Origin of the sequence: Candidatus Methanoperedens nitratireducens (assembly GCF_000685155.1) — an archaeon.
GTDB lineage: Archaea > Halobacteriota > Methanosarcinia > Methanosarcinales > Methanoperedenaceae > Methanoperedens > Methanoperedens nitratireducens.
In genome coordinates, this window is the sequence record NZ_JMIY01000001.1 from 278,328 (window position 1) to 299,820 (window position 21,493).

Annotated in this window: 26 protein-coding genes and 2 tRNA genes; 10 read left to right on the forward strand and 18 right to left on the reverse strand. The window is 44.4% G+C overall.

Features of this window, described 5'->3' with window-relative positions:
• Position 1 precedes the first annotated feature (1 nt).
• The 4 genes from ANME2D_RS01405 to ANME2D_RS01420 are packed head-to-tail and all read right to left on the reverse strand — an operon-like array spanning position 2 to position 3,659.
• Positions 2-1,108: a class I SAM-dependent methyltransferase gene (locus tag ANME2D_RS01405; protein WP_048088504.1), complete on the reverse strand. Its 1,107-nt coding sequence runs from the start codon at positions 1,106-1,108 to the stop codon at positions 2-4.
• Positions 1,109-1,142: 34 nt separating this feature from the next.
• On the reverse strand, positions 1,143-1,754 hold the full coding sequence (locus ANME2D_RS01410) for a rhomboid family intramembrane serine protease (protein ID WP_048088505.1): 612 nt from the start codon (positions 1,752-1,754) through the stop codon (positions 1,143-1,145).
• Positions 1,751-2,983 (reverse strand): NAD(P)-dependent malic enzyme, encoded by a 1,233-nt coding sequence (locus tag ANME2D_RS01415; protein ID WP_048088507.1) that lies wholly within the window; start codon positions 2,981-2,983, stop codon positions 1,751-1,753. The genes ANME2D_RS01410 and ANME2D_RS01415 overlap by 4 nt, the downstream gene beginning before the upstream one ends.
• Entirely contained in the window at positions 2,964-3,659 is a 696-nt protein-coding gene (locus ANME2D_RS01420) for a DUF166 domain-containing protein (protein WP_048088509.1), read from the reverse strand. Before ANME2D_RS01420 ends, ANME2D_RS01415 begins: the two co-directional genes overlap by 20 nt.
• Positions 3,660-3,779: 120 nt before the next feature.
• Between ANME2D_RS01420 and ANME2D_RS01425 the strand changes: the two genes are divergently transcribed.
• On the forward strand, positions 3,780-4,202 hold the full coding sequence (locus tag ANME2D_RS01425) for a CBS domain-containing protein (RefSeq protein ID WP_048088511.1): 423 nt from the start codon (positions 3,780-3,782) through the stop codon (positions 4,200-4,202).
• Between the two features lie 12 nt (positions 4,203-4,214).
• Here the strand turns inward: ANME2D_RS01425 and ANME2D_RS01430 are convergent, their stop codons facing one another.
• From ANME2D_RS01430 to msrA, 3 genes are read right to left on the reverse strand one after another with little or no spacing between them, the layout of a single operon-like run.
• The gene (locus ANME2D_RS01430; RefSeq protein WP_081810076.1) at positions 4,215-4,991 is read right to left on the reverse strand and encodes a glycoside hydrolase family 15 protein; all 777 of its coding nucleotides are present in this window, start codon (positions 4,989-4,991) and stop codon (positions 4,215-4,217) included.
• Positions 4,988-5,959 carry a TIGR03885 family FMN-dependent LLM class oxidoreductase gene (locus tag ANME2D_RS01435; RefSeq protein WP_048088516.1) on the reverse strand — a complete coding sequence of 324 codons (972 nt, stop codon included), beginning with the start codon at positions 5,957-5,959 and terminating at the stop codon, positions 4,988-4,990. The genes ANME2D_RS01430 and ANME2D_RS01435 overlap by 4 nt, the downstream gene beginning before the upstream one ends.
• 31 nt (positions 5,960-5,990) lie before the next feature.
• The gene (msrA, locus tag ANME2D_RS01440; protein ID WP_198527345.1) at positions 5,991-6,569 is read right to left on the reverse strand and encodes a peptide-methionine (S)-S-oxide reductase MsrA; all 579 of its coding nucleotides are present in this window, start codon (positions 6,567-6,569) and stop codon (positions 5,991-5,993) included.
• 146 nt (positions 6,570-6,715) lie between these two features.
• Between msrA and ANME2D_RS01445 the strand changes: the two genes are divergently transcribed.
• From ANME2D_RS01445 to ANME2D_RS01455, 4 genes are read left to right on the forward strand one after another with little or no spacing between them, the layout of a single operon-like run.
• Positions 6,716-7,780, forward strand: a complete 1,065-nt coding sequence (locus ANME2D_RS01445) for a carbohydrate kinase family protein (RefSeq protein WP_048088519.1) — start codon at positions 6,716-6,718, stop codon at positions 7,778-7,780.
• Positions 7,781-7,794: 14 nt separating this feature from the next.
• Complete coding sequence (locus ANME2D_RS01450) at positions 7,795-8,097, forward strand: hypothetical protein (RefSeq protein ID WP_048088520.1); 303 nt, start codon at positions 7,795-7,797, stop codon at positions 8,095-8,097.
• 57 nt (positions 8,098-8,154) lie between these two features.
• A complete protein-coding gene (locus ANME2D_RS17630) occupies positions 8,155-8,343 on the forward strand; it encodes a hypothetical protein (protein ID WP_102044950.1) in 189 nt (62 codons plus the stop codon).
• Positions 8,309-9,649, forward strand: coding sequence for a geranylgeranyl reductase family protein (locus ANME2D_RS01455; RefSeq protein WP_048088523.1), 1,341 nt, complete (start codon positions 8,309-8,311; stop codon positions 9,647-9,649). The genes ANME2D_RS17630 and ANME2D_RS01455 overlap by 35 nt, the downstream gene beginning before the upstream one ends.
• Before the next feature lie 90 nt (positions 9,650-9,739).
• On the opposite strand, the gene ANME2D_RS01460 is transcribed toward ANME2D_RS01455, so the two are convergent.
• Positions 9,740-10,654 (reverse strand): ribonuclease Z, encoded by a 915-nt coding sequence (locus ANME2D_RS01460; RefSeq protein ID WP_048088525.1) that lies wholly within the window; start codon positions 10,652-10,654, stop codon positions 9,740-9,742.
• 134 nt (positions 10,655-10,788) lie between these two features.
• Here ANME2D_RS01460 and thrC point away from each other — a divergent pair, with 134 nt between their 5' ends.
• Entirely contained in the window at positions 10,789-12,063 is a 1,275-nt protein-coding gene (gene thrC / locus ANME2D_RS01465) for a threonine synthase (RefSeq protein WP_048088527.1), read from the forward strand.
• Positions 12,064-12,073: 10 nt separating this feature from the next.
• Complete coding sequence (locus ANME2D_RS01470; RefSeq protein WP_048089234.1) at positions 12,074-12,361, forward strand: ubiquitin-like small modifier protein 1; 288 nt, start codon at positions 12,074-12,076, stop codon at positions 12,359-12,361.
• An 88-nt stretch (positions 12,362-12,449) separates the two neighbouring features.
• On the opposite strand, the gene ANME2D_RS01475 is transcribed toward ANME2D_RS01470, so the two are convergent.
• Genes ANME2D_RS01475 through ANME2D_RS01490 form a run of 4 tightly spaced genes read right to left on the reverse strand, consistent with a single transcriptional unit; the run spans position 12,450 to position 16,530 of the window.
• Positions 12,450-12,914: a DUF6398 domain-containing protein gene (locus ANME2D_RS01475; protein WP_048088531.1), complete on the reverse strand. Its 465-nt coding sequence runs from the start codon at positions 12,912-12,914 to the stop codon at positions 12,450-12,452.
• Positions 12,915-12,962: 48 nt separating this feature from the next.
• Entirely contained in the window at positions 12,963-13,505 is a 543-nt protein-coding gene (locus ANME2D_RS16650; protein ID WP_052368506.1) for a phosphatase PAP2 family protein, read from the reverse strand.
• Between the two features lie 13 nt (positions 13,506-13,518).
• Positions 13,519-14,667 (reverse strand): UDP-N-acetylglucosamine--N-acetylmuramyl-(pentapeptide) pyrophosphoryl-undecaprenol N-acetylglucosamine transferase, encoded by a 1,149-nt coding sequence (locus tag ANME2D_RS01485; protein ID WP_048088532.1) that lies wholly within the window; start codon positions 14,665-14,667, stop codon positions 13,519-13,521.
• Between the two features lie 6 nt (positions 14,668-14,673).
• Positions 14,674-16,530: a S16 family serine protease gene (locus tag ANME2D_RS01490; RefSeq protein WP_081810077.1), complete on the reverse strand. Its 1,857-nt coding sequence runs from the start codon at positions 16,528-16,530 to the stop codon at positions 14,674-14,676.
• A gap of 51 nt (positions 16,531-16,581) precedes the next feature.
• On the opposite strand from ANME2D_RS01490, the gene mmp11 reads away from it, so the two are divergent.
• Complete coding sequence (mmp11, locus tag ANME2D_RS01495) at positions 16,582-17,466, forward strand: methanogenesis marker protein 11 (protein ID WP_048088535.1); 885 nt, start codon at positions 16,582-16,584, stop codon at positions 17,464-17,466.
• Positions 17,463-19,016, forward strand: coding sequence for a thiamine pyrophosphate-dependent enzyme (locus ANME2D_RS01500; protein ID WP_048088536.1), 1,554 nt, complete (start codon positions 17,463-17,465; stop codon positions 19,014-19,016). Before mmp11 ends, ANME2D_RS01500 begins: the two co-directional genes overlap by 4 nt.
• Before the next feature lie 19 nt (positions 19,017-19,035).
• On the opposite strand, the gene ANME2D_RS01505 is transcribed toward ANME2D_RS01500, so the two are convergent.
• Entirely contained in the window at positions 19,036-19,329 is a 294-nt protein-coding gene (locus tag ANME2D_RS01505; protein ID WP_048088538.1) for an antibiotic biosynthesis monooxygenase family protein, read from the reverse strand.
• A gap of 133 nt (positions 19,330-19,462) precedes the next feature.
• Positions 19,463-19,702, reverse strand: a complete 240-nt coding sequence (locus ANME2D_RS01510) for a nickel-binding protein (RefSeq protein ID WP_048088541.1) — start codon at positions 19,700-19,702, stop codon at positions 19,463-19,465.
• A gap of 288 nt (positions 19,703-19,990) precedes the next feature.
• Between ANME2D_RS01510 and ANME2D_RS01515 the strand changes: the two genes are divergently transcribed.
• On the forward strand, positions 19,991-20,344 hold the full coding sequence (locus ANME2D_RS01515; RefSeq protein WP_048088543.1) for a hypothetical protein: 354 nt from the start codon (positions 19,991-19,993) through the stop codon (positions 20,342-20,344).
• Between the two features lie 47 nt (positions 20,345-20,391).
• On the opposite strand, the gene ANME2D_RS01520 is transcribed toward ANME2D_RS01515, so the two are convergent.
• The 4 genes from ANME2D_RS01520 to ribC all read right to left on the reverse strand — a co-directional run bounded on the left by ANME2D_RS01520 (position 20,392) and on the right by ribC (position 21,461).
• Positions 20,392-20,466: transfer RNA gene (locus ANME2D_RS01520), tRNA-Ile, on the reverse strand.
• 28 nt (positions 20,467-20,494) lie between these two features.
• Positions 20,495-20,567: transfer RNA gene (locus ANME2D_RS01525), tRNA-Asn, on the reverse strand.
• Positions 20,568-20,639: 72 nt separating this feature from the next.
• Positions 20,640-20,948, reverse strand: coding sequence for a cupin domain-containing protein (locus ANME2D_RS01530; RefSeq protein WP_048088545.1), 309 nt, complete (start codon positions 20,946-20,948; stop codon positions 20,640-20,642).
• A gap of 48 nt (positions 20,949-20,996) precedes the next feature.
• Positions 20,997-21,461, reverse strand: coding sequence for a riboflavin synthase (ribC, locus tag ANME2D_RS01535; protein WP_048088547.1), 465 nt, complete (start codon positions 21,459-21,461; stop codon positions 20,997-20,999).
• Positions 21,462-21,493: the final 32 nt, after the last annotated feature.

A 21,493-nucleotide genomic window follows, 5' to 3' on the forward strand; every position in this document is an offset into this window, starting at 1 on the left:
TTCAAATCTTCCATCGGCACGGAAACCTCAGACCCGAGAGTTCCGTGCATTTAACCCCTTTTTTCTGTATCAGGACTTTGAAGGTCTCACCCATCTCCATCATAAGGGTTTTTATCTGAAGCATTTTCTTCAGGTATTTTGTATAATCACGTTCCTGTAATCTTCTCAGGTAGTCTTCGATCCCTAGTCCAAGTAAGAAATGCGCCTGATCCGTAAAACCACATGGTTCTAATCCTTTTTTCCTGCCCCACATGGCCAGTGCAGAGAAGTTTACATGGGATGTGATATCCTGCTCTCCGATGCGCTCGTAGGGATTATCAGTTGCGATATGCTTATAATAGCACATAAGCGTCCCTCTGTTCCTGTAATCCTGGTAAAGCTCAGAAGAGGGGTAGCCGTAATCTATAGTAATGACAAATCCTCTTTTGAGGCAAGAGCCGATATCCTGGATCCATTCTATTGCATCAAGGTTGATCTCTGTCCTGTATTCAGGAGGCAGAACAACTCCAAGATCGGCGAGGTAATCTTCTAACTTACCTGATGCGGATCTCAGTACCTCAAAAAAACCCTCCTTACTGCTGTAATCAATAAAAACCTCCATGAGTTCCTCTTTCATTACAACCTGGTGGACAGGGAATGCATCAACCAGCTCATTGGAGAACACGCAGCCTGTCATTCCGCAAAGCTCTTTGATAGAATCGTACCAGCTTATTTTTTCTTCTTCACCCAGAAGCTTACTCTGCTCTTTACGCATTGCAGGGCTTTTCTCGATAATACAGTAATCAAGGTTATCATATAACTCTTTATTTCTTTTAAGATAGGTGAGGATATCCTGAGAGAGCAAACCTGTGCCTGCTCCCATCTCCACAACCGTGAACCTTTTTTCACCCAGGATCTGCCGCATCTCCTCAAGCTGCCTGCCGATCATTTCACCGAAGACAGGAGTTATATCTGGACTCGTATAGTAATCCCCTCTTTTCCCGATCTTATCTCCCTCTGAAGTATAGTATCCAAGCCCCGGGTAATACAGGGCTATTTCCATAAAATCACGAAAGGAGATCGGGCCGTTCTTCTGGATCTTCTGGATTATTATTTCGGATAGTGACATAGAATAGGGGTAACCAGATTATGGATTGATTTAATCATAGATTAAACAATGCTCTCAAGGAATGGAATAGCGCAATATACGCAGCAAGCAGCAAAACAGTGTACATCAGGCTCTCCTTCCATTTATTGTTCCACCTTGCTCCAAAGAACACCCCGATAATAAACCCGATTACATGGGATACATAGGCGACATTCCCCATATCTCCGTTCTGGATCGCGATTATATTAAATACAAAAAACAGGAGAGCCAGTGGCCCGATTGGTGAGAGGAACAGAAATGAATAACCAGGGCGCCGAACGAGCAGAACAACTGCCATAATGGCAAATATGGCAGCAGATGCACCGACCATTTTGACATTAGGATAGAAGGGTATGCTCAGGATAAACGAAAGTACGCCGCCTGTAAAGAATACCGTGGCTGTACGCAGTGCACCTACCTTTTCCTCAAGGATGCGGCCGAATATGTACAGGAAGAGCATATTGCCAATAAGATGAACAAAATTTGCATGTACGAAAATACCTGTTACCAGGGTATCATAATCTCCACGTAAAAGGGCAGCCTTACTGAAAGCAAGGTTACCTGGCGTACCCCATGCATATAAACTGAGAACCACGCTTAGTATTATCAGAAAATCTATTAGCTTCATTGTGATCTGACAAGCTCTCTTGTGTGTTCTGCAACCTGCTCTGGATCAACGTGAAGCCTGGCTGCACCGCTATCCATAGCAGCCTTCGCCACGGCAGATGCCACAGATGGGGCAACCCTGGGATCAAAAATGCTCGGTATGATCGTATCCCCTGCCAGCCCGACGTGATCGACAAGGGATGCCAGCGCATCTGCCGCAGCCAGTTTCATCTCCTCGTTTATATCCCTGGCCCTAACATCCAGGACGCCCCTGAATATCCCTGGAAAACCAAGGGCATTGTTGATCTGGTTTTTGCAATCCGAACGTCCTGTGGCTACAATGCGCGCACCTGCCCTTTCTGCCTTATCAGGTGCGATCTCAGGCTCAGGGTTTGCAAGCGGGAAAACAATAGCATTATCTGCCATGGAATGCACCATGCCCTCAGAAACTATTCCGCCTACAGACAGACCGATAAAAACATCCGCCCCTCTCATAGCATCAGAAAGTGCTCCATGCTCATTATCCTTATTCGTGATCTCTGCAAGCTCTTTTTTATAGGGGTTCAAGCCACTTCTACCTCTATAAATAATGCCTTTTGAGTCGCATACAAGAATATTCCTGACCCCCCTGCTTACCAGCAGCCTGGCAGTTGCAGTTGCTGCTGCCCCTGCCCCGCTGATAACGATTTTTATTTCATTGAGTTTTTTTCCAACTATTTTTAAGGCATTGATCGACCCGGCAAGAATTACTGCCGCTGTCCCATGCTGGTCATCATGAAATACTGGAATATCAAGTAATCTTTTCAGGCGTGCCTCGATCTCAAAGCACCGTGGAGCAGCTATATCCTCAAGATTGATACCTCCAAAAGAGGGCGCTATGTTCTTTACTGTATTTATGATCTCATCAACATCCTTCGTATCAAGGCACAGGGGAAATGCATCAACGCCTGCGAGGATCTTGAAAAGCATCGCTTTCCCTTCCATAACAGGCATGGCTGCTAAAGGGCCGATATCGTCCAGTTCAAGTACTGATGTGCCGTCACTTACCACAGCCACCAGATTTCCTTTCAGGGTATAGCGGTAGGCATCATCCCTGTTTGAGTGTATCCTCAGGCACGGCCCTGCAACGCCGGGTGTATAGGCAAGGCTCAGTTCTTCTTTTGTCCTTATCCTGATCTTGCTTCTTACCTCTATCTTCCCCTTGTGCAACTCATGGAACCTGAGTGCCTGCTCATATACCGATTGTTCCATCTTTAATCCCCTCCAGTGCAGTTTCTAATGCTTTCTTATGCAGCTCCGCTGCCCTATGTATTCCACCTCTTGTGCCCCGATGAGCCCTGCACGGGTACTGCTGCACAAGAAGTCCTGCTCTTGCGGGCGCATCCTTTATGCCTGTTCCAGCAAGAGCCTCTGCCATATGCCATGTGCTCCCGCATGGTGCGCCACGAATTACTTCAACATTCGATATGATATCGCCTTTTGTAGTTATCCTGACCTCTGGCCTTCCAAAACATGAAGCAAACTCATCAACGGTGTTATTGCCGCATCTCTCAAGATCGCAGCATATCTCATGTACTTCGATCTTCATGTTATATCTGTTCGATAGATCGAGCAGCTCAGAGTGTCCCCCTGCTCCTGACATACCGCCTGCTATAATCACAGCACTGGCACCGCATTCTCCTGCGATGCGTATGATCTCTGGTGTTAGATCAGGATGCAGGATATACACTATGATGAGATCACTTGAGAGTACGCTTTTATCAAGGTTCAAGGCTCTTACGAAGTCCCGTGGATCATCAATAAAATCCGGAAGCAGCTCGGGGATTTCTGCTGAAGATATTCTGAGATCCGAATTGCTTTTGATTTTAATATTCTCGATCAGGCGGCGGCCGTATTTTCCTCTTGTAATTACGCCGATGGATATCATCAGTTTATAATTGTCGCTTTAGTATTTTGGTCTTGCGGAGGATTGATAAAATTATCCAGAGTAACCTCAACCAAAAGCTATTTGCTCGATCAACCCAATTTCTCAGTAAGGAGTGGTTTTATGAAAGTTAGTGAAATAATGACAAAAAATCCGATTACAGTAGACCCTGAAGCTTCGGCAATGGATGTAGCTAGAAAGATGCAAGAAGAGAAAGTAGGAACCGTTCTTGTTGCAGACAGGGATCATCTTGAGGGTATAGTGATCGACAGGCAGATCGCTACAAAAGTAGTAGCCGCAGGAAAAGATCCAGCCAGAACTAAGGTGAGCGAATTCATGACCAGAGACCCTGTTACAGCCAGCCCTGATATGCAACTGGAGGATGTTTCACGGATGATAGGGGAAAATAAGTGCAGAAGAATTCCTATTGTTGAGAGCGGAAGGCTGATGGGAATAGTATCGTCTGCTGATATCGCTGCACATGCAAGAGAATGTGACGTATGTATAAACAACATACTCGATGAGGTTGCAAAAGCTGAGAAATAATTTTCTTAAGCTTCATTGATGAGGGACAAAATGCGATGAGTGATCTTCCCTTCCTATATGAATACGGTGGGCGGGTGTGCCGATCGGCGCACGTTCGGGAAGCCTTCTTCCCCCGGCATAAGCCAGATAGAGGACGCTGTTTATCAGCCCTATATGTGTGAAAGCCTGGGGAAAATTCCCCAGGAGTTCACCTGTATCGGTGTCAAACTGCTCTGAGAACAGCCCGACATGATTTGCGCGGCTGACTATATTCCTGAAAATCTCCCTGGCCTCATCAAGTCGATTTGATAGGGCCAGAACATCGACCAGCCAGAAGGTGCACAGCCCGAACGCACCTTCTTCACCATGCAGTCCATCCTCGTTGCGGTAGCGGTAAACCAATCCTTTTTCCGTGAGCTGCTCAATGGTATTATCGATAGTCCCCTGAACCCGTGGATCACTAAAGGGAAGGAACTCAAGCAGCGGGATTCGCAGGTTGGCTGCATCCAGTTCTTTTGAGTCAAATGATCGCACGAAAGCTCCCACTTCCACATTATAACCATGCAGAAGCACCTGCTCGTGAATTATGTCCCTGGTTTTGCTCCATTTTTTTACATCTCCAGGGAGGTCATATTGTTCTGAGATGTGAACTGCCCGGTCAAGCGCAACCCATGCCATGACCTTAGAATAGGTGAAATGGCGTGGTTCACTTCTGACCTCCCATATACCGTAATCAGGCATTCTCCATACGTCGTGTACATGGTCTGCAATCTTACTGAAAAAGTCTGTGATCTCAAGTTCGTTCATCATTCCCCCATAAATTCAGCCAGGGCAGGAAGAACGCGCTCGCCAAAATCCTTAATGAAAAGCTGCTGGCCCCGGTTCACATTGTGAAGGTAGATATGCTCGAAGCCCAGCCGGATATCGTCACGAAGCCATTCGATATGCTTATCTGTGTCACTGGAGATACGCACGTGATCATACATATCCTCAGGTTTGATGTATTTTGCAGCCGCTTCTAATTGCTCAGGGAAGCGAAGGTCTGCCAGTACAGAACTACCCAGGATGGCAGTCCGCCACTGTTCCCATGCTCCCTGCAGTGCTTCCTCATCCGTACGGGCATAGGAGACCTGCACCTTGAGATACATCGGCTTCCCCTCACCTCCGCCACTGTGAAAAGCCTCGACCACCTCTTTCAGTTCATCCTCTGGCCTGGATATGGTTATCAACCCGTCCGCCCATTCCCCCAACCACTGTGCTGTTTCGGGAGATATGGCAGCACCTATCAGGAGCGGTGGATTCGACGGGCGTGTGTATAGCTTCGCCTCCTCAACAACGACACGCCCATAGTGCGTCACTTTTTCCCCGGCCCACAGGGCACGCATGATCTGCGCCGATTCACGTAATCTTTTGTTCCTTTCCGATGCAGGTGGCCAGCAGTCGCCTGTGATCGCCTCGTTAAGCAGCTCGCCGCTCCCTAATCCAGGCCAGAAACGGCCAGGGAACATCTCTAAGAGTGTGGCTGATGCCTGGGCTAATATTGCAGGATTGTACCTCTGCCCGGGCGCTGTGACCACTCCGAAGGGCAGAGAGGTCGCCTGCAGTGCGGCCCCAAGCCATGACCATGCGAATCCGCTCTCCCCCTGGCTTTCACTCCACGGGTAAAAATGATCAGAGCACATCGCTGCATTAAACCCTGCGGCTTCAGCAGCTCTGGCAAGCTCCAGTAAAACACCTGGTTTGAATTGTTCATGAGATGCATGGTAACCTATTTTCATAACCCCACCTCCAATTTATAAGTTAGTTAAGTCAAAGGATATAATTGTTCTGCTGTTGCGGTCGTGATTTGAGCTTTGCCAGGAATTGCTTTCTAAACTTGACTACCTTTGGCGCGATCACTATACGACAGTACGGCTGCTCAGGGTTGCGTTCGAAGTACTCTCTGTGATACTCCTCTGCCGTGTAGAACGCTGTGAGCGGTGTAACCTCAGTTACAATAGGTGCATCCCAGATCTTTGCCTCCTCAAGCCTGGCTATCACCTCTTGAGCAACAGCTTTCTGTTCCTGTGTATGATAGAAGATTACTGAACGATACTGTGTACCAACATCAGGGCCCTGACGGTTTAACGTTGTCGGGTCATGGATCGTAAAGAAGACCTCCAGGAGCTCTCTGAACGATATGATTTGAGGATCAAACGTGATCTGTACCACCTCAGCATGGCCTGTGGTGCCTGTACAGACCTCCTGATATGATGGGTTGGGCACACTGCCGCCTGAGTAGCCAGACACAACTTTCTCTACACCGCGCAATTCGTTGAATATGGCCTCCAGGCACCAGAAGCATCCTCCACCCAGTGTTGCGGTTTCGCTTATGTTACGTTTATGTATAGATTATACCCCCTTAACCTGCTTATGCAGTTATTGAAATTGGTGATAATTCCCATATCAGTATGTTTACATTTTTGATGTATTTAAATTTTCATTACCAAAATCATTAAGTAAGGCTTATTGAAGCTAATGAGGGTGATTCTAATATGAGAGTGATAAAAGAAGAGCTTATAGAGAAACTTGCTAAGAATGCCCCAAAAGAATTTAAAATTGTTGTCATGCCGCATTTCTGTATAGATAGCTTTGTTCAATATGAAGATGATTATAAATCATTTATTCAAAAATTTGAGAGCATTGCAGATCATGGAGGGGGAAATATAGTTATAAAACAAACACTATTAAGAGGAGGTAAAGCCGCAAATTGTGCATCAGCCCTTCTGTCCTTAGGTGTCCGCACATATTTAATCACAAGGACAGATGAGATCGGGTATAAATTACTTAAATATTTTTTTGAGGGAAAAGACGCTGATTTATCATATGTAAGTAAAGATGGTGAGTTAGCTTTCACTACTGCTATTGAGATCAGAGGAACAAATGTTATGCTCAGTGATCCTGGCTCACTCTCACAATTCGGGCCAGAATGCTTAACAGATAAAGAGAAGAAACTGATTAGAGAAGCAGATATCGTATGTGTCTCAGATTGGGGTTTAAATAAGAGAGGCACAGAACTTGCAGAGCATGTTTTTGGTATAGTCAAAGAAGAGAAAAAAGGCAAAACTTTTTTTGACCCTGGAGATCCATCTCCTAAAGAGGGAAGTGTAAAAGAAGAGATAGAGAGGATGGTTAGAAAGATACTATCAGAAGGACTGGTTGATATACTCAGTGTAAATGAGGATGAAGTTAAAAGATATGGGAAGAAAGATAATCTAAGCAGGGCGATAAATTATCTCAGGAAGATGGCGAGAGTAGATTTACATACAGAAGATTATGTAAGAACTTTCTATAAAGATAGAGAGATAGAAAAGATACCAACATTCAGTGTACAACCAAAAAGATTAACAGGAGCAGGCGATGCATGGAATGCTGGTGATATATTTGGTGAAGCTATTGGATTACCTGATGACTTGAGGCTCTTGCTTGCGAATGCAGTTGCAGCTTATTACATTTCAGATTCAGAAAGAAGACATCCTACAAGACAGGATTTGATAAATTTTCTGGAGGGAGTATCTTTAAAACCTATAAAAAGAAATTCCGAACAAATCCTTGAATAAGGAGGATTGAGAAAATGTGGCATCTGATCGCAGGCATGATATTCGCCGTGTCAGCAGCATATCTGATCTTTATACGGCCATGGCATCTTAAGTGGGGCGCGACCCAAGAGGAGGTCAACAGTACAATGCCGGGCGATGATGTGGTGAAACGCCCCCTGCTTGTGGTAACCCGTGCAATCACCATCAGGGCGCAGCCATCCGAGATCTGGCCATGGCTTGTGCTTGAAAAGCTAGACTTCATCATGATGCGGAAGATGATGCTCGGCATCAAGAAGAGGGCGGAGGCCCTGGGAAAAGGAAAGTCTGAATACTTGTAGATAAATTGCTATATAAGGGAATATATAAATATATGTATATCATCATTATTAAACGTTATGATAGGAGGAATAATTTTGGAGATTAAAATATCTAAAGATTCCAGCGCAGAGGAACTCATACCAATTGCATTTCATGAACTGCTCGGTTTACCCGTAACCATGAGAAGCCTTAATAAAATTCAGACATTCCTGTTTCAGGAAGTTATTAAACATGTCAAGACACAAAAAAGAGCTTTTAATCACTAACGGCTCTGAGATTGCAATTATAGGTGGAGGACCTGCTGGAAGTCTGTTTGCTAAATTTGCCATTGAATATGCCCGTAAATATGGAATTGACGTTAATGTAACCATCTACACCAGCAAATTGTTCTCAGAAGCTGGCCCAAAGGGGTGTAAGGGCTGCGTTGGTGTCATCAACGAACGGCTCAATAGAAAGCTGAAACAACATGGTATAGTACTGCCTAAAGAACTGATCATGCAGATCATTGATGGCTATTATTTTATTTCAAAAGGTGGCAATTTATACGTGGAAAAGAAAACAAAGTTGGATGATATTATAACGGTATTTCGTGGAAATGGGCCTTTTTGCTCACCTCTAAATGGAGGTTTTGACGGCTTTTTACTGGAGCATGCGAAAAATTCTGGGGCAATAGTAGTACAGAGCTCAGTGAGAGATGTAATTTTTCCGAAGAATAAAGAGGATAAAATTACAGTAAAATATGATCAGGGTTGTCATAAAGTAGATCTGCTGATAGGGGCGTTTGGAGTAAGAAGCCCGATAATTAAGAAATTCAAGGAGATTGGTTATCAGCCTCCTGAAACCGCAATGGCATGCCTCATGGAAATCGATTGCGGAGAAAAGCATATAGAGGAATTTATTCAAAACACGATCCACATATACTCTTTCGGAACCCCAGGTATTGATTATGGAATAATGATTCCCAAGAAGCGGTTTTTGACAATTGGTATAGTTGGTAAGAATGTTAAACCAAGGAACCTTCGCGATTTTTTATCCAGTCCACTAATTACAAAGATACTACCTGAAAACCCAAAAATCTGCTGTCAGTGCTGTACACAGATTCCTGTTACTAATGCAAAAAATCCTTTTGCAGATCGCCTGCTCATAATCGGAGATGCAGGGTACTCAAGGTATTACAAGAATGGATTGGAGTCTGCTTTTAACTCTGTGCAGATTGCTGTTAAAGCAGTATTTGAATCTGGAATTTCTAAAGAAGCTTTTGAGAGAGATTACTATCCTTTATGCAAGAAAATGTTCATTACCGAAAATATTTACGGCAGGATGCTATTCAGGCTAAACAACATAATTGCCTCTCATGAAGTATTATCAATAGCGCATATGGACTTAGCAAAAAAATATGAGCGAAAAGGGCATCAACATCTGGATGAGATCCAGTGGAACATGTTTACAGGCCACGAATCATATAAAAATATTTTCTGGGAATTCTTTGAGCCAAGGCTACAATTTGAACTGGCAATTGAAACGATTAAAGAAGTCCTGGAGCGTCTGAGTAAAAAGTGCAGGTTGACATGATCGTAGAGGAAGTTATGAAAGCTCTGTCGCAAGCCTGAAATTATGCTATTGCGATTCAGGAGTTTTGAATTGCCTTTCTCTTAATGGCTTTTACTGATCCGAAAGCGGTATCTCTATCTCAGTAAACTCTTGTGCGATTCTTACATTCTCAAATATGTCCTTCGCCTCATGTAGCAGCGGCTCTGTACTTTCTGAGTACCTTGAGCTTATATGTGTCAGTACAAGTTGTTTTACTCCTGCTTTTTTTGCAAGATCTGCCGCTTCTCCTGCTGTTGAGTGCTTTGTCTGCAGTGCCCAGTCTTTGAGCTCACCGGTCATCGTTCCATCATGAATGAGTAGATCTGCTCCAGTGCTTGCTTTTTCAATAGATTCACACGGCCGGGTATCTCCGCTGTAAACGAGCTTCCGTCCTGGTCTGCTCTCTCCGATCACTTCCGAGGGCAGTATTGTCCTGCCGTTTATTACAACAGGCTCACCTCTCTGAAGCTTTGAGAACATAGGTCCAACAGGAACTCCGAGTTCGGTAGCTCTCTTCCTGTTAAACCTGCCGATACGCCTTTTTTCTTCGAGAGCATAGCCAAGGCTGGGAACACCGTGATCTGTGGCGACCGCCTTGATGAAATAAGGCCCTTTATCAATAATATCCCCATCCTTTAGCTCATGCGCCTCTATATGGAACCCGAGCCTGTAGTAACCAAGCTCGATAAGGAGCCGAACAAGCTGTTTTGCCCATCTTGGGCCGTATATATCCAGTGGCTCGGTCCTGCCGTTAAATGACATCGTCTGTATAAGCCCTGGTATGCCAAGAAAATGATCCGCGTGAAAGTGCGTGATGTAAATCGATGTTAGCTTCATGCCAGTCTTTGCGCGCATCATCTGCTGCTGCGTACCTTCGCCGCAGTCAAACAGCATCAGTTCTCCCTCCCTGTTGATCAATATTGCAGATGGGTTGCGGTTTGGCGTGGGGAGGGTACCGCCTGTCCCAAGAAAAGTTACACGAAGCATTAAGTGCTTATTTGTATTGGAGATTTAAATAAGTCACTTTCTCAGTTCACCGGTACGTTTTATTACTCCCAGTTATCTCTTTGTATGGTAAATATTATATAGGGTAATGTTGTATTATGATTTGGTGACGTTTAATGAGTCATGTTATCGGGCTGAAATGCAGGGAATGTGGTGCTGAATATCCTGCCGTTATTCAGAATACATGTTATGAGTGCTTTGGACCTCTTGAGGTCAATTACGACTGGGATTATATCTCAGATAATATTAACAAAGAAAAAATCGCATCTGGACCAAAATCAATATGGAGATATGCCGACCTTCTGCCGCTTGAGTCAGAGAGGCGGGTTGATCTTGGCGCTGGTTTCAATAAGCTTCATCATGCAAAGCGCCTTGGTGCAGTACTGGGACTGGATGAACTTTATATACTGGATGAATCCGTGAACCCGACCAATTCATTTAAAGACAGGGTTACCTCAGTAGCCATCTCAAAAGCGATCGAATTCGATGTCAGGGCAGTGGGATGCGCAAGTACAGGCAACCTTGCAGCAGCCGTGGCCGCCCATGCCGCGAAGGCTGGATTGCCTGCATACATCTTCATACCTGGAACAATAGAGATGGGCAAGATCGTCCAGATGCTCATCTACGGCCCAAATGTGATAGCAGTGGAAGGAACATATGATGATGCCAACAGACTTGCAAGCGAAGTAGCTGATTCACATCCTGACTGGGCTTTTGTGAATATCAATATCCGCCCCTACTATACAGAAGGCTCAAAAACGCTGGCGTACGAAACGGCTGAGCAATTGAACTGGCAGGTTCCCGACCACATCGTCGCCCCTCTGGCAAGCGGTGCTCTTCTCTGTGCAATCTCGCGCGGGTATAAAGAGCTTGAACGGGTCGGGTTAGTTGACAGCTCAGATATACGATTATCAGGCTCGCAGCCCCTTAACTGCTCACCCATATCAAGCGCGGTCCAGAACAATTGCGATGTGGTGCCGGTAAGGAATTTTGAGACCGTGGCGCACAGCCTTGCAATAGGCAACCCTGCTGATGGGTATTATGCAAAATGTGCCATTCTTGATTCAGGCGGTTATGCGGCCTCACCCACAGATAATGAGATTATAGAGGCCATACATCTTCTTGCCCGTACAGAAGGCATATTCACTGAACCAGCAGGCGGCACAACAGTAGCAGGCTTAAAGAAGCTGGTTGAAAGCGGCCATATCCAGAGTGATGAACGGGTCGTGGTCTATGTTACAGGAAACGGCCTTAAAGCACAGGACACGCTTCTTAAGTCCCTGCAGCGCCCGCCAGTGATTAAACCCGCGCTGAGTGAGTTTGAGCATCTCCTTGCGCCCGAACATAATATTTATAAGCAGCAAGAGGCTGTACATCTTGCACGTATATAAGGTGATAAAAATGGTAAAAATAAGATTCTCATCTGCATTGAGCAATGTAACCCATACACGCGAAACGGTTCTTGAGCTTGGAGATACGACAGTAAAGGTCGTACTGGATAAACTGGTTGAACAGTATGGCGCTGATTTTGAGCGCCGTATACTTGATAAAGGCGAAATAAGGCGTTTTGTCAATCTGTATGTGAACGGCGAGGATATAAGGCACCTGAGCGGTCTTGATAGCCCGGTAAAAGGCACGGATGAGATATCAATACTCCCTGCTGTAAGCGGGGGTAATTTCAGAGGATAATAAATTATTTCTTGTGATAGTTTCATGCGCTGGGGCTCGCGCCCCAGACCCCGGGAGGCGCCGCCTGACGGCGGGAAATGCTTTTGGTTTATTTCTCTTTTAAAATCTTCTGGATTTCAGGCGGCAGGCAGTCTATAGGCGCAATTAACCCATTAACCATCACCATTTTAGAGAATGGATTCCTTTCCTTCATATAAGCTGTAGAAAATTCCTCCTCGAAACGGTGCATTTTGAACATATCTTTTATGGCTTTGGCTTTCTGTGATGTAGTGCTTTTAGATGTTCCAAAGTAATTACAGATATCGTCGCCACTTGCATATGGTTCGAAACTTCGGTCAAAGAGGAAGTTGATACTGCCAAGTGCATAGATAACTGAGGCTGCCCAGATTTCTATTCTTCCTGAAAGGAACGGTACATTCCGCTTGTGCGCCATCTTTTGAATAAGTTTCTCGCACAACTGCTTATAGTCCTCATCCAGGTATTTATCACAAAAACCCGAGGTCATTTCAATTAACCACTGTGCTCTTTCCTCAATAATGATCTTATTTCTCATGCTAACCTTATTTTATGCAGATCCCTCTCAATATGCGAGCATAATTAGTTAAATCTTTTCCTTCCAGATATATCCTTTCCTCTGCTCCAGCACAAGTATCAGTCTTCCGATAATTATTCCGATGATTACACCGCCCACTATATCCATAGGGAAATGCACCCCGACATACACTCTGCTCAAAGCTATCAGCGATGAGAAAGTGTAAAGATATTTGCTATATTCAGGATGGAATTTCGATACAACCGTAGAAGTAAGGAAACTTAGTTCAGCATGCCCTGATGGAAAGGATGGATCAGATTCAGGCGATGTCAGTAACCTTGTGGACTCTATTTGATCATATGGTCTTGCCCTGTCGATGAAATATTTTACAGGATAGATAAAAGCTGCTCCTGCGCTAATCCCGATTACCATCAGTAATGCCAGTTTCCTTTCTTTCCTGATAAAAAAATAAATGATCAGAAGAATCCAGAAAACATATGTGAGTTCTCTTAAGCTTGGAAAAAAGATATCAAAAAATGGATTTATGATATTCTGATTAATATTCAGAAAAACCGATTTATCTATGGATTCAATATATATTAGGAAATTCATTGCTACAATCTCTCTAATAGCATAGTATCCTGTCAGATAGCTCAAGGATAATATCTGCTGCTTTTTTAGGTCCTTTCATCTTTTTTGCCATTTCAGAATATCGCTCCGCTTTTTCCCTGAATCTCACATCGCTTAACAGGGTATGAATTTTTTCAAAAAGGTGTTCAGGCTCAAGGGATGCATAATCAAGGGTCTCGCAGATCCCGAGTTCTCTCATACGTGCGGCATTGCTTTCCTGCTCGATCTGCCCTTTATCTGGAATAATAAGCGCGGGTTTCCCAAGCGTCAGTATCTCCATGGCAGTACTGTGCCCTGCCTGCGTTATTATAAGCTCAGCAGCCCGCATATACGGGGAGATATCCTCGGCAAATTCAAGTACCCTGACATTTCCAGGGATCTTATCACTCCTGAACCCTGTGAAGATCACAAAATTGAGATCCACAAATCTATCCGCGATCTTCAATATCCCCTCAAAGATCGGAAGCCTGAAGGAATGACCGCCAAGAAGGGTCAGGATAAAGGGACGTTTTATATCATAAGGGGCGTTCAGGCGCTCATTCTCATTATTCACAGATATGGCAGGCCCTATAAAGCGCTGCTTTTTCATGGTGTGATGGCTTCTACTTAATGTGTTAAGACATACAGTATGGGGAGGAGGGAAATCAGGGATCAGGACCTCTTCTGCAAGTGCAGTCATAGTCTTGAGCGTAAATTCAACAGGCTTTCCTATAAGACGTAAAAAAAAAGTACATTCATTGAAAAAAGGCGCAATGCTTGTCTGATTTGTAATAATAACGCAGGGTATCCCTAATTTGAACGCTGCAAAAACAGCCGCACTCCTGCCATCTGCCACCACACATGTGGCATTAAAGTCCTCCATAGCTTTTTTCTCATCCTGGATAATTCTTGAGATATGAAACGCAGTATTCTTACTCCTGGATATGGTTGCCCTCAGATCAAAAGATCCATGATTTCCCACCATCTCGAATTCCCGCTCGACTTCAATAACATTGAAACTCTTATTTAAGCGGTCTAACACATATCCATAGCTTCCCATAAGAACCAGAGCTCCGGCCCTTGTGAGTTCATTCGCTATGGCCATATCCCTGCTTGAATGCCCGTAGCCCTCACCACATACTGAAAAATAGACCCTGTGAACCATACTTATCTAATTCTTAATCAAGCGTCTTGCAAATAATATAACTATCAGTGCCACGGCAGCTTCAAACGCCGGCACTCTTATTTTTGTTCCTGGCTTCTTTTCAGTTGGAGTTACATCTGGAGTGGGCATCTGCGTCTCTGATATGAACGGCGTAAGTGCAGGCTTTACTGGCGTTGTATCGGTGGCTACTGAATGAGAATTAATTACTATCATGGTCTTTGCAACCATTTTTGCATAAGAGTACTGGGAGATCTTGCTGTAGGCATCAGTCAGTGTGTCAGCATACTCATATGCACTCACCGCAAGCGTTGGCTCAATGCCTGCCATTCTCGCATCGTTTATTGCTGTCTCTGCTGAGATGGCACTTTGCTCTATTTTTTTAGAGGTATCGGTCTGGCCGAGTAATCCTATTGTGGTACTGGATCTCACTGTAGCCTGAAGAGAATCAAATATCGCACCTGCATAGTATCCGCGCATCATCTCTTTCTTGGCGTGGTCTATGTCTTCATCTGTATCACCTATAATGCCTGGATGTGCCCCGCTCTCCAGAAGCAGCGTCTGTGTGTAGGTATTGATTGATTGTGCCTGGCTTAAATACCATCCCGCGCGATCCTTTAATATATCCTCAGGTACGATCCTTCCATCGGGCACAGAGAGCGTCAACCACCACTGCGCAGTACGTGCCCTCTCATTTGCAAAAGCAAGTGATGAGATCTTTCCATCAGTATCACTGAGTTTTTTTGCCTCATCCAGTTTTGCTATTGCAGATGTAATTCTGGATTCGGCTGCTCCAACAGCCCCAATGTCATTTATACCATATAATTTAAAATCATCAAGGTCGTTCTCTGAACGCTGTATCTGTTTTTCAACTCTATCGATCAATTCTGTAAGATATTGCTCTTTATCTGATGCTTTACCGTATCCATCATTCCACTGAACATATCGCATGTAGTATATTGAGTTAAAGTATAGAGAGGTCGCTGCATAATATTTCTTATCACTGTACATACCATCTGCCCGGTCCAGTATATCCTTGGCCTGCTTCATGGATTGACTGTTTTGCACGAGAGAGGAAGTTACTTCGTACATATCTTTTGCTTCTCTCTGCAGGCTGGTAGCAAGAGGTTCAAGCAGGCTCAGGTAACCCGGGGTAAGGATAGTGCCCTTATATGGTGTATTTTTGATCTCATGGCCTGTAAAAGCTAAAACTGCATCCTGTATCGTACTCACTTCCTTAACAGTGACATTTAGTTTCTTTCCAAGCTCAACTACATTAACTGTTTCTTCCTTTTGCTCGGATATTGTAATCGGGCCCCTTGTTCTGCCAACAGACCTTTTTACAGTAACCGTGCCCTGTCCATCAGGGATCAGAAAAAGTGTAGTGTTTTTTTCTGCTGCAGCCTCAAGCTTAAAAGGAACCCCGCCAACCGGTCCTATTGATTCATCAGGGTTTATCATGCCGGTCATGACCACATCTGGCTTCAGTGTCCAGTTGTTTATGGCAGCAATGGTAGCTACTGTTAATGCCCCGCCTGCTGACGGCCCGCCTATGATCGGTGAACTTATATCAATAATATAATAAAAATCATACGTCCTCTGATCGACCCCAAGAACATCAGATGCCACCATAGCCGCAAGCCTTGCAGAGCCCTGCAGATCAACCTGCGTGTATGGACTGGTATCCACAAAAACATGACCTGTACCTTTTGTGGCTATTACCCTGGCGCTCAGGAGAATTCCTTCCTCCCCTTCCTCAGTAATATGATCTGCCACAAGAGGGATTGTGACCCCCTCCTCCAGAGCATGAGCATTACTTAAGGACACTAAAAGTATCAGCATTACCCAAATGAATCTGTTGATCATTTCTTCACAAACGCTAATATATTGGATAAGATACTTAAAACCAGTGGAAATATGTACCTATCAGACCCTTATACAATCCCTTATAAAGGCATCTACGCAGTTGCTGATCAGAAGAATGAGCTTGTTGAAATAATGGAGCATTCCAGTTGCCTGGGTGGCTCAGCATGGGCGCTTTATCATTATTCAAAAAGTCCTCTTGTTATTAAAACCCGTGCGGTCGGGGACATGATGCGCTACCTCATCAGGGCCGGGAAATCAACTCTTAACCTCCAGTCCTCAATCGCGGCTGCAGGCATTGAATCAGTCCTTATCAATGGTAAAGAGATAGAGATAACATACAGCGGTCTTGGCGGCGGGGGAGTAGGCGCGACAACATGCAGGGCTTATGCAAACGGGGTCCTGAGATGCAGGCTCTCAGAATCAGGCGGAGGCAAGCAGGCAAGCGGGACAATCGTTGTCCCCAGAAGGGAGAGGGTGCTTGTGGGAATAGATAACACCGATTCAAAAGAGGTGGGAGCAACATGGACGCTTGCCCACAATATCGCCAGTGCAGTTGATTCTATTGAGCATAAGTATATCTCGCATACGCTTGTTCAGCTCTATCCTGTCCCTGATAAGACCCAGAACTGCGTGGCAACAGTGCTGGAATTTGCATGTGTTGAAGGCGCAACAGAAGGATTACTTGAGGAGATAAAAAAAGGGCTTGAAAAATACAGCGTTTCAAATGAGACAGGCATGGTTGCATTATCAGATTTTGATGCTGCATCCCTTGTTGAGTACAGCAGGCTTTGCAGAAGCAGGATGATAACAAAAGAACTTACAATAAAAACAGCAAAGGAGAACGGGGTTGAGATCTGTATAGATGGCAAGGGCATCATAGGCGCTCTGGCAGCGCTTCCCTGGTTCTCGCAACATTCAGAATCAGTAGTAATATGAAAAACTTTAAGAAAGTTTTATCAAAAGAGGGATATAACCTTAAGAAAGTTTTATCAAAAGAGGTATATAACCTTAGGAAAGTTTTATCAAAAGAAGGGCATAACAGTGGCCTTAATGCAGCGGTTTATGCGTTTCTTGACAGTGATGTAAAAATAGTTACTGGTGTACCCGGTTTTCCGATAACCTCTCTCATGGAGGCTCTTGGTGAGAGAATCAGGCATGAATGGTCGATCAATGAGAAAGTGGCACTTGAGCTTGCACTTGGTTCATCTGTATGCGGTGAGCGCAGCGCAGTGATTACAAAGCACGTGGGAATGAATGTCCTCTCCGACCCTCTTGTGACATCAGCGACCCATACAATAGGTGCAGGTCTGGTGATCATTGCTGGAGATGATCCAGGAGTTCAAAAATCCCAGAACGAGCAGGATTCACGGTTATACGGACTTATTGCAGAGGTTCCTGTTTTCGATCCCCCGACACCGGAGGCGCTTTACCTGAGTATCAAGGAGGCATTTGAATTATCAGAAAATGTAAGCACACCTGTGATAATCAGACTAACAGACAGGCTCCTTATAAGCGAAGGTAACATTACCAGGGAGATAAAGTCAAAATCTAAACCTATGTGCCTTGATAAAAAAATATGGCATCTTACCATGTTCGGCAAACACCAGAATTTCCACAGGATATCTTTCCCCAGGATGCGTGAGTATGCCGGGAGATCGAATTTGAATACATATAAAAAAAGAGGAGCATCTGGAATAATATCCTCTGGTTTTCCTACATCTCTGGTCGATTCCATCATCCCTGATAACTTCTCCCACCTCTCACTTGGCATCATCAATCCCCTGCCCCTGGATACTGTCAACCGCTTCATGGATGAGCATGAGCGCGTTCTTGTCGTAGAAGAGACCGAGCCTGTTATTGAAAGACAGCTTACAAAAAGAGTGCTTGGAAAACTCACAGGTCACCTGCCCTACGGAATTATAGAGATTGAGGATATACAGAAAGCGATACAGAATATCAATAATGATACTGTAGCACGCGATATAATACCGCAGACCATCAAGGAAAGAGGGCTTCGTCAGATATGTCAGGACTGCCCGTATATTCCCCTGTATAATGCGATAAAAGAGTTAAACGTGCCTGTTGCAGGCGACCTCGGGTGTTCCATAATGACCTCATCCCCACCACTGTCTCTTCTTGATGCTGCGTTTTCTCTGGGTTCTGCTATCGGAACTGCCTGCGGGTTTAGCAGGAAAGGGATTGCGATAATCGGCGATTTTGGTCTTGCCCATTCAGGGATTGCAGGGCTTATCAATGCAGTCCACAATAAACATGAGCTTCTGGTGATAGTGCTTCAAAACGAGGTAGCTGCAATGACAGGAGGTCAGCAGGTTCCTGATCTAACAGGGTTAGTGAGTTCTTATGTCAAAGATACAGAGATAATAGATCCACAGGCGAATATAGATATAAAGGATATATTAGAGAAGAAACTTGAGAGTAAAGGCATCTCAGTGATTCTGGCACGCGCAGTGTGTCCAAGATATTGATAAGCTGAAGATTTACCAATCAAGGGAGGCTAAGTACAATATCATATATTTCTAGATGTGGTGTAGCCTTGATTTTTTGGAATAGTTCAATGGCTTTAGGTGTTTGTGTACTTCTTCTCATTTTTTCCAAAGCCTCACGACTTTCCCATACTGTTTCAATTCTGTAAATTTCTGGATTATTACTGTTTCTTAACAGGTATGATCTTATCAAACCCGGTGACAGTGTCTCTTGTTTGAGGGATGCGTAAGCCGTTTCAAATTCTTCTGCCTTAGAAATAGGCACATTTCCTTCCACTATTGTAATAACTTCCATATTCTCATCTCTCTTGAATATCGTTTGGTTTGTCCCATCTTTACATGAAGAAAGTACTTACCTGTCAAACTCTAAAGCCATAGCAGGGAACGGTTTTGACACGTTGCCACTTCTTCAAGGTTTCTTTAATATCTCATTCACGCGTGGATTCTACCTCATAAATCCAGTCAGTTTTAACTTTTGCCTTTGCGTGATGCTTCTCAATAGCTTCCCTGTTAGGTGCATCAAGAACGCACCATACTTTGTTGTCTTTCTCACTGTAAATGATCTCGTGGTGTTTAACCCCGAATTCGTCCGTGGGCGCATTTTGAAGTTTTTGAAGTTGCTCTGGCGTAAGTGGCCTCATCGGATGCTGGTCCATATATCTCGCCATTACATTTCACCTCCCCCCATTCATGGGTTTTATTTCACTCTCTATTAGCATGTTTTGATCCTCAAAATATATAATCTTATACAACCCGATTTTTAGATATTTAAGAAGTAGGTTGATATCTGGCATGGATATGAGATTGCCAAAATATTCTTATAGAATGAAATATAGAGTATTCATAGGGGCAACGTAACTGTATGACAACAGCAGTGAGCTAACCTGCTGTTATTTCTGAGGGGACATTATAGTCAGGGTTGCCTCCAATTATTTCAAAATTGGGAGTGGTACAATATGGCAAAAGAAGAAGAAAAGAGAAAAGAGAAGGTAGAAGAGAAAGAGAAGGGCTATACTTATGAGTTCTACCATGAGATCGGGAAGAAGGGAGGAGAAGAGAGAAAAAAGGAGTTAGGGCATGAAGGCTATAAGGAACTTGGCCATAAGGGCGGAGAAGCTACCAGGGAAACCCATGGCCATGAGTTCTATTCGGAGATAGGACACAGGGGTGGAGAAGCTACCAAGGAAACTCACGGTCGCGAGTTCTATTCAGAAATCGGACACAAGGGTGGGTCTAAAGGTGGTGAAGCTACCAAGAAAAAACATGGCCACGAGACCCTTGAAGAGCATAAGGAACATGGAGGAGCTTAAGAGAAGTAATCTCCAATGGAGCGGATATTTCTATAAAATTTGAGTTATGGGCCCGACCGGATTTGAACCGGTGACCGCCCGGTTATGAGCCGGGCGCTCTAACCTGACTAAGCTACGGGCCCAAAGATCATGCGACGATCATAACTCAGACGCCGCCAACAGGGCTCGAACCTGTGACATCCTGGTTAACAGCCAGGCACTCTACCATCTGAGTTATGGCGGCTCTTTAATCGAGGACATTCTTAAAAGACATTATTTAACTTAAGCCTTTTGTTGATGCCGTTAAGAAAACAATTTACATCCGCAGCATTATTAGCAGCATTTTGAATTTGTGATCAGCTCTGATAGCATGGGGCACATTGGAGGGCATTATTATTAGCTGATCAGCCTTAAGGTTATGCTCTACACCATCAATAATAAAGCACCCTTCTCCGTCGATCACTAATGCCAGAGCATCAAAAGGTGCAGAATGCTCGCTCAACCCCTGCCCTGCATCAAAGGCAAATAATGTTATGGTGCCTGCGGGGTTTTGTTTCAGTGTCTTACTGACTACTGATCCTGGACTGTATTCTATATAATCTCTTAAAACTATGGGTTCAACCATATGGATCTATATACTAAATTAATAATCGATTATTAATAATCTTTGATATTACTGCCGTATCGCCCCGATATCAGCAAAACCCTGCCTTTGACCCGTACCTGCCTCACGTTGAAGTTGCTCCTGATAAAATAACAGCTTAATTACATTCTGTGCATGCTCACGCGTACGTCTTTCCATAAGCCATGCAAGTTCCTCTTCATTTTTTGCCTCATCCTCGTGCACGAAGACCTCGATAATATGTGTATTTGTGATCAACTGTGCCTGGATTATTCCCTGAGAGGCCTCGTGGGCACACATCTTATCTATAGGCTTTGAGCCCGGCATGCCAAGAGCTATGACTATATCGCATCCTTTTTCCTCAATCAGGATCTTGCATGCCACAGGAAGGTCTTTTATTCCGGGAACAGTATAGCGCTCGATCTGCAGGGATGCGCCCTTCTTAAGCTCATCGATTGCTATTTTTCCCATATTGATGCGTGAGAATGTAGTATCCGCGATTCCGACTTTATGCATGTATTACCTGAGAAGCACCTGGCATATATTAA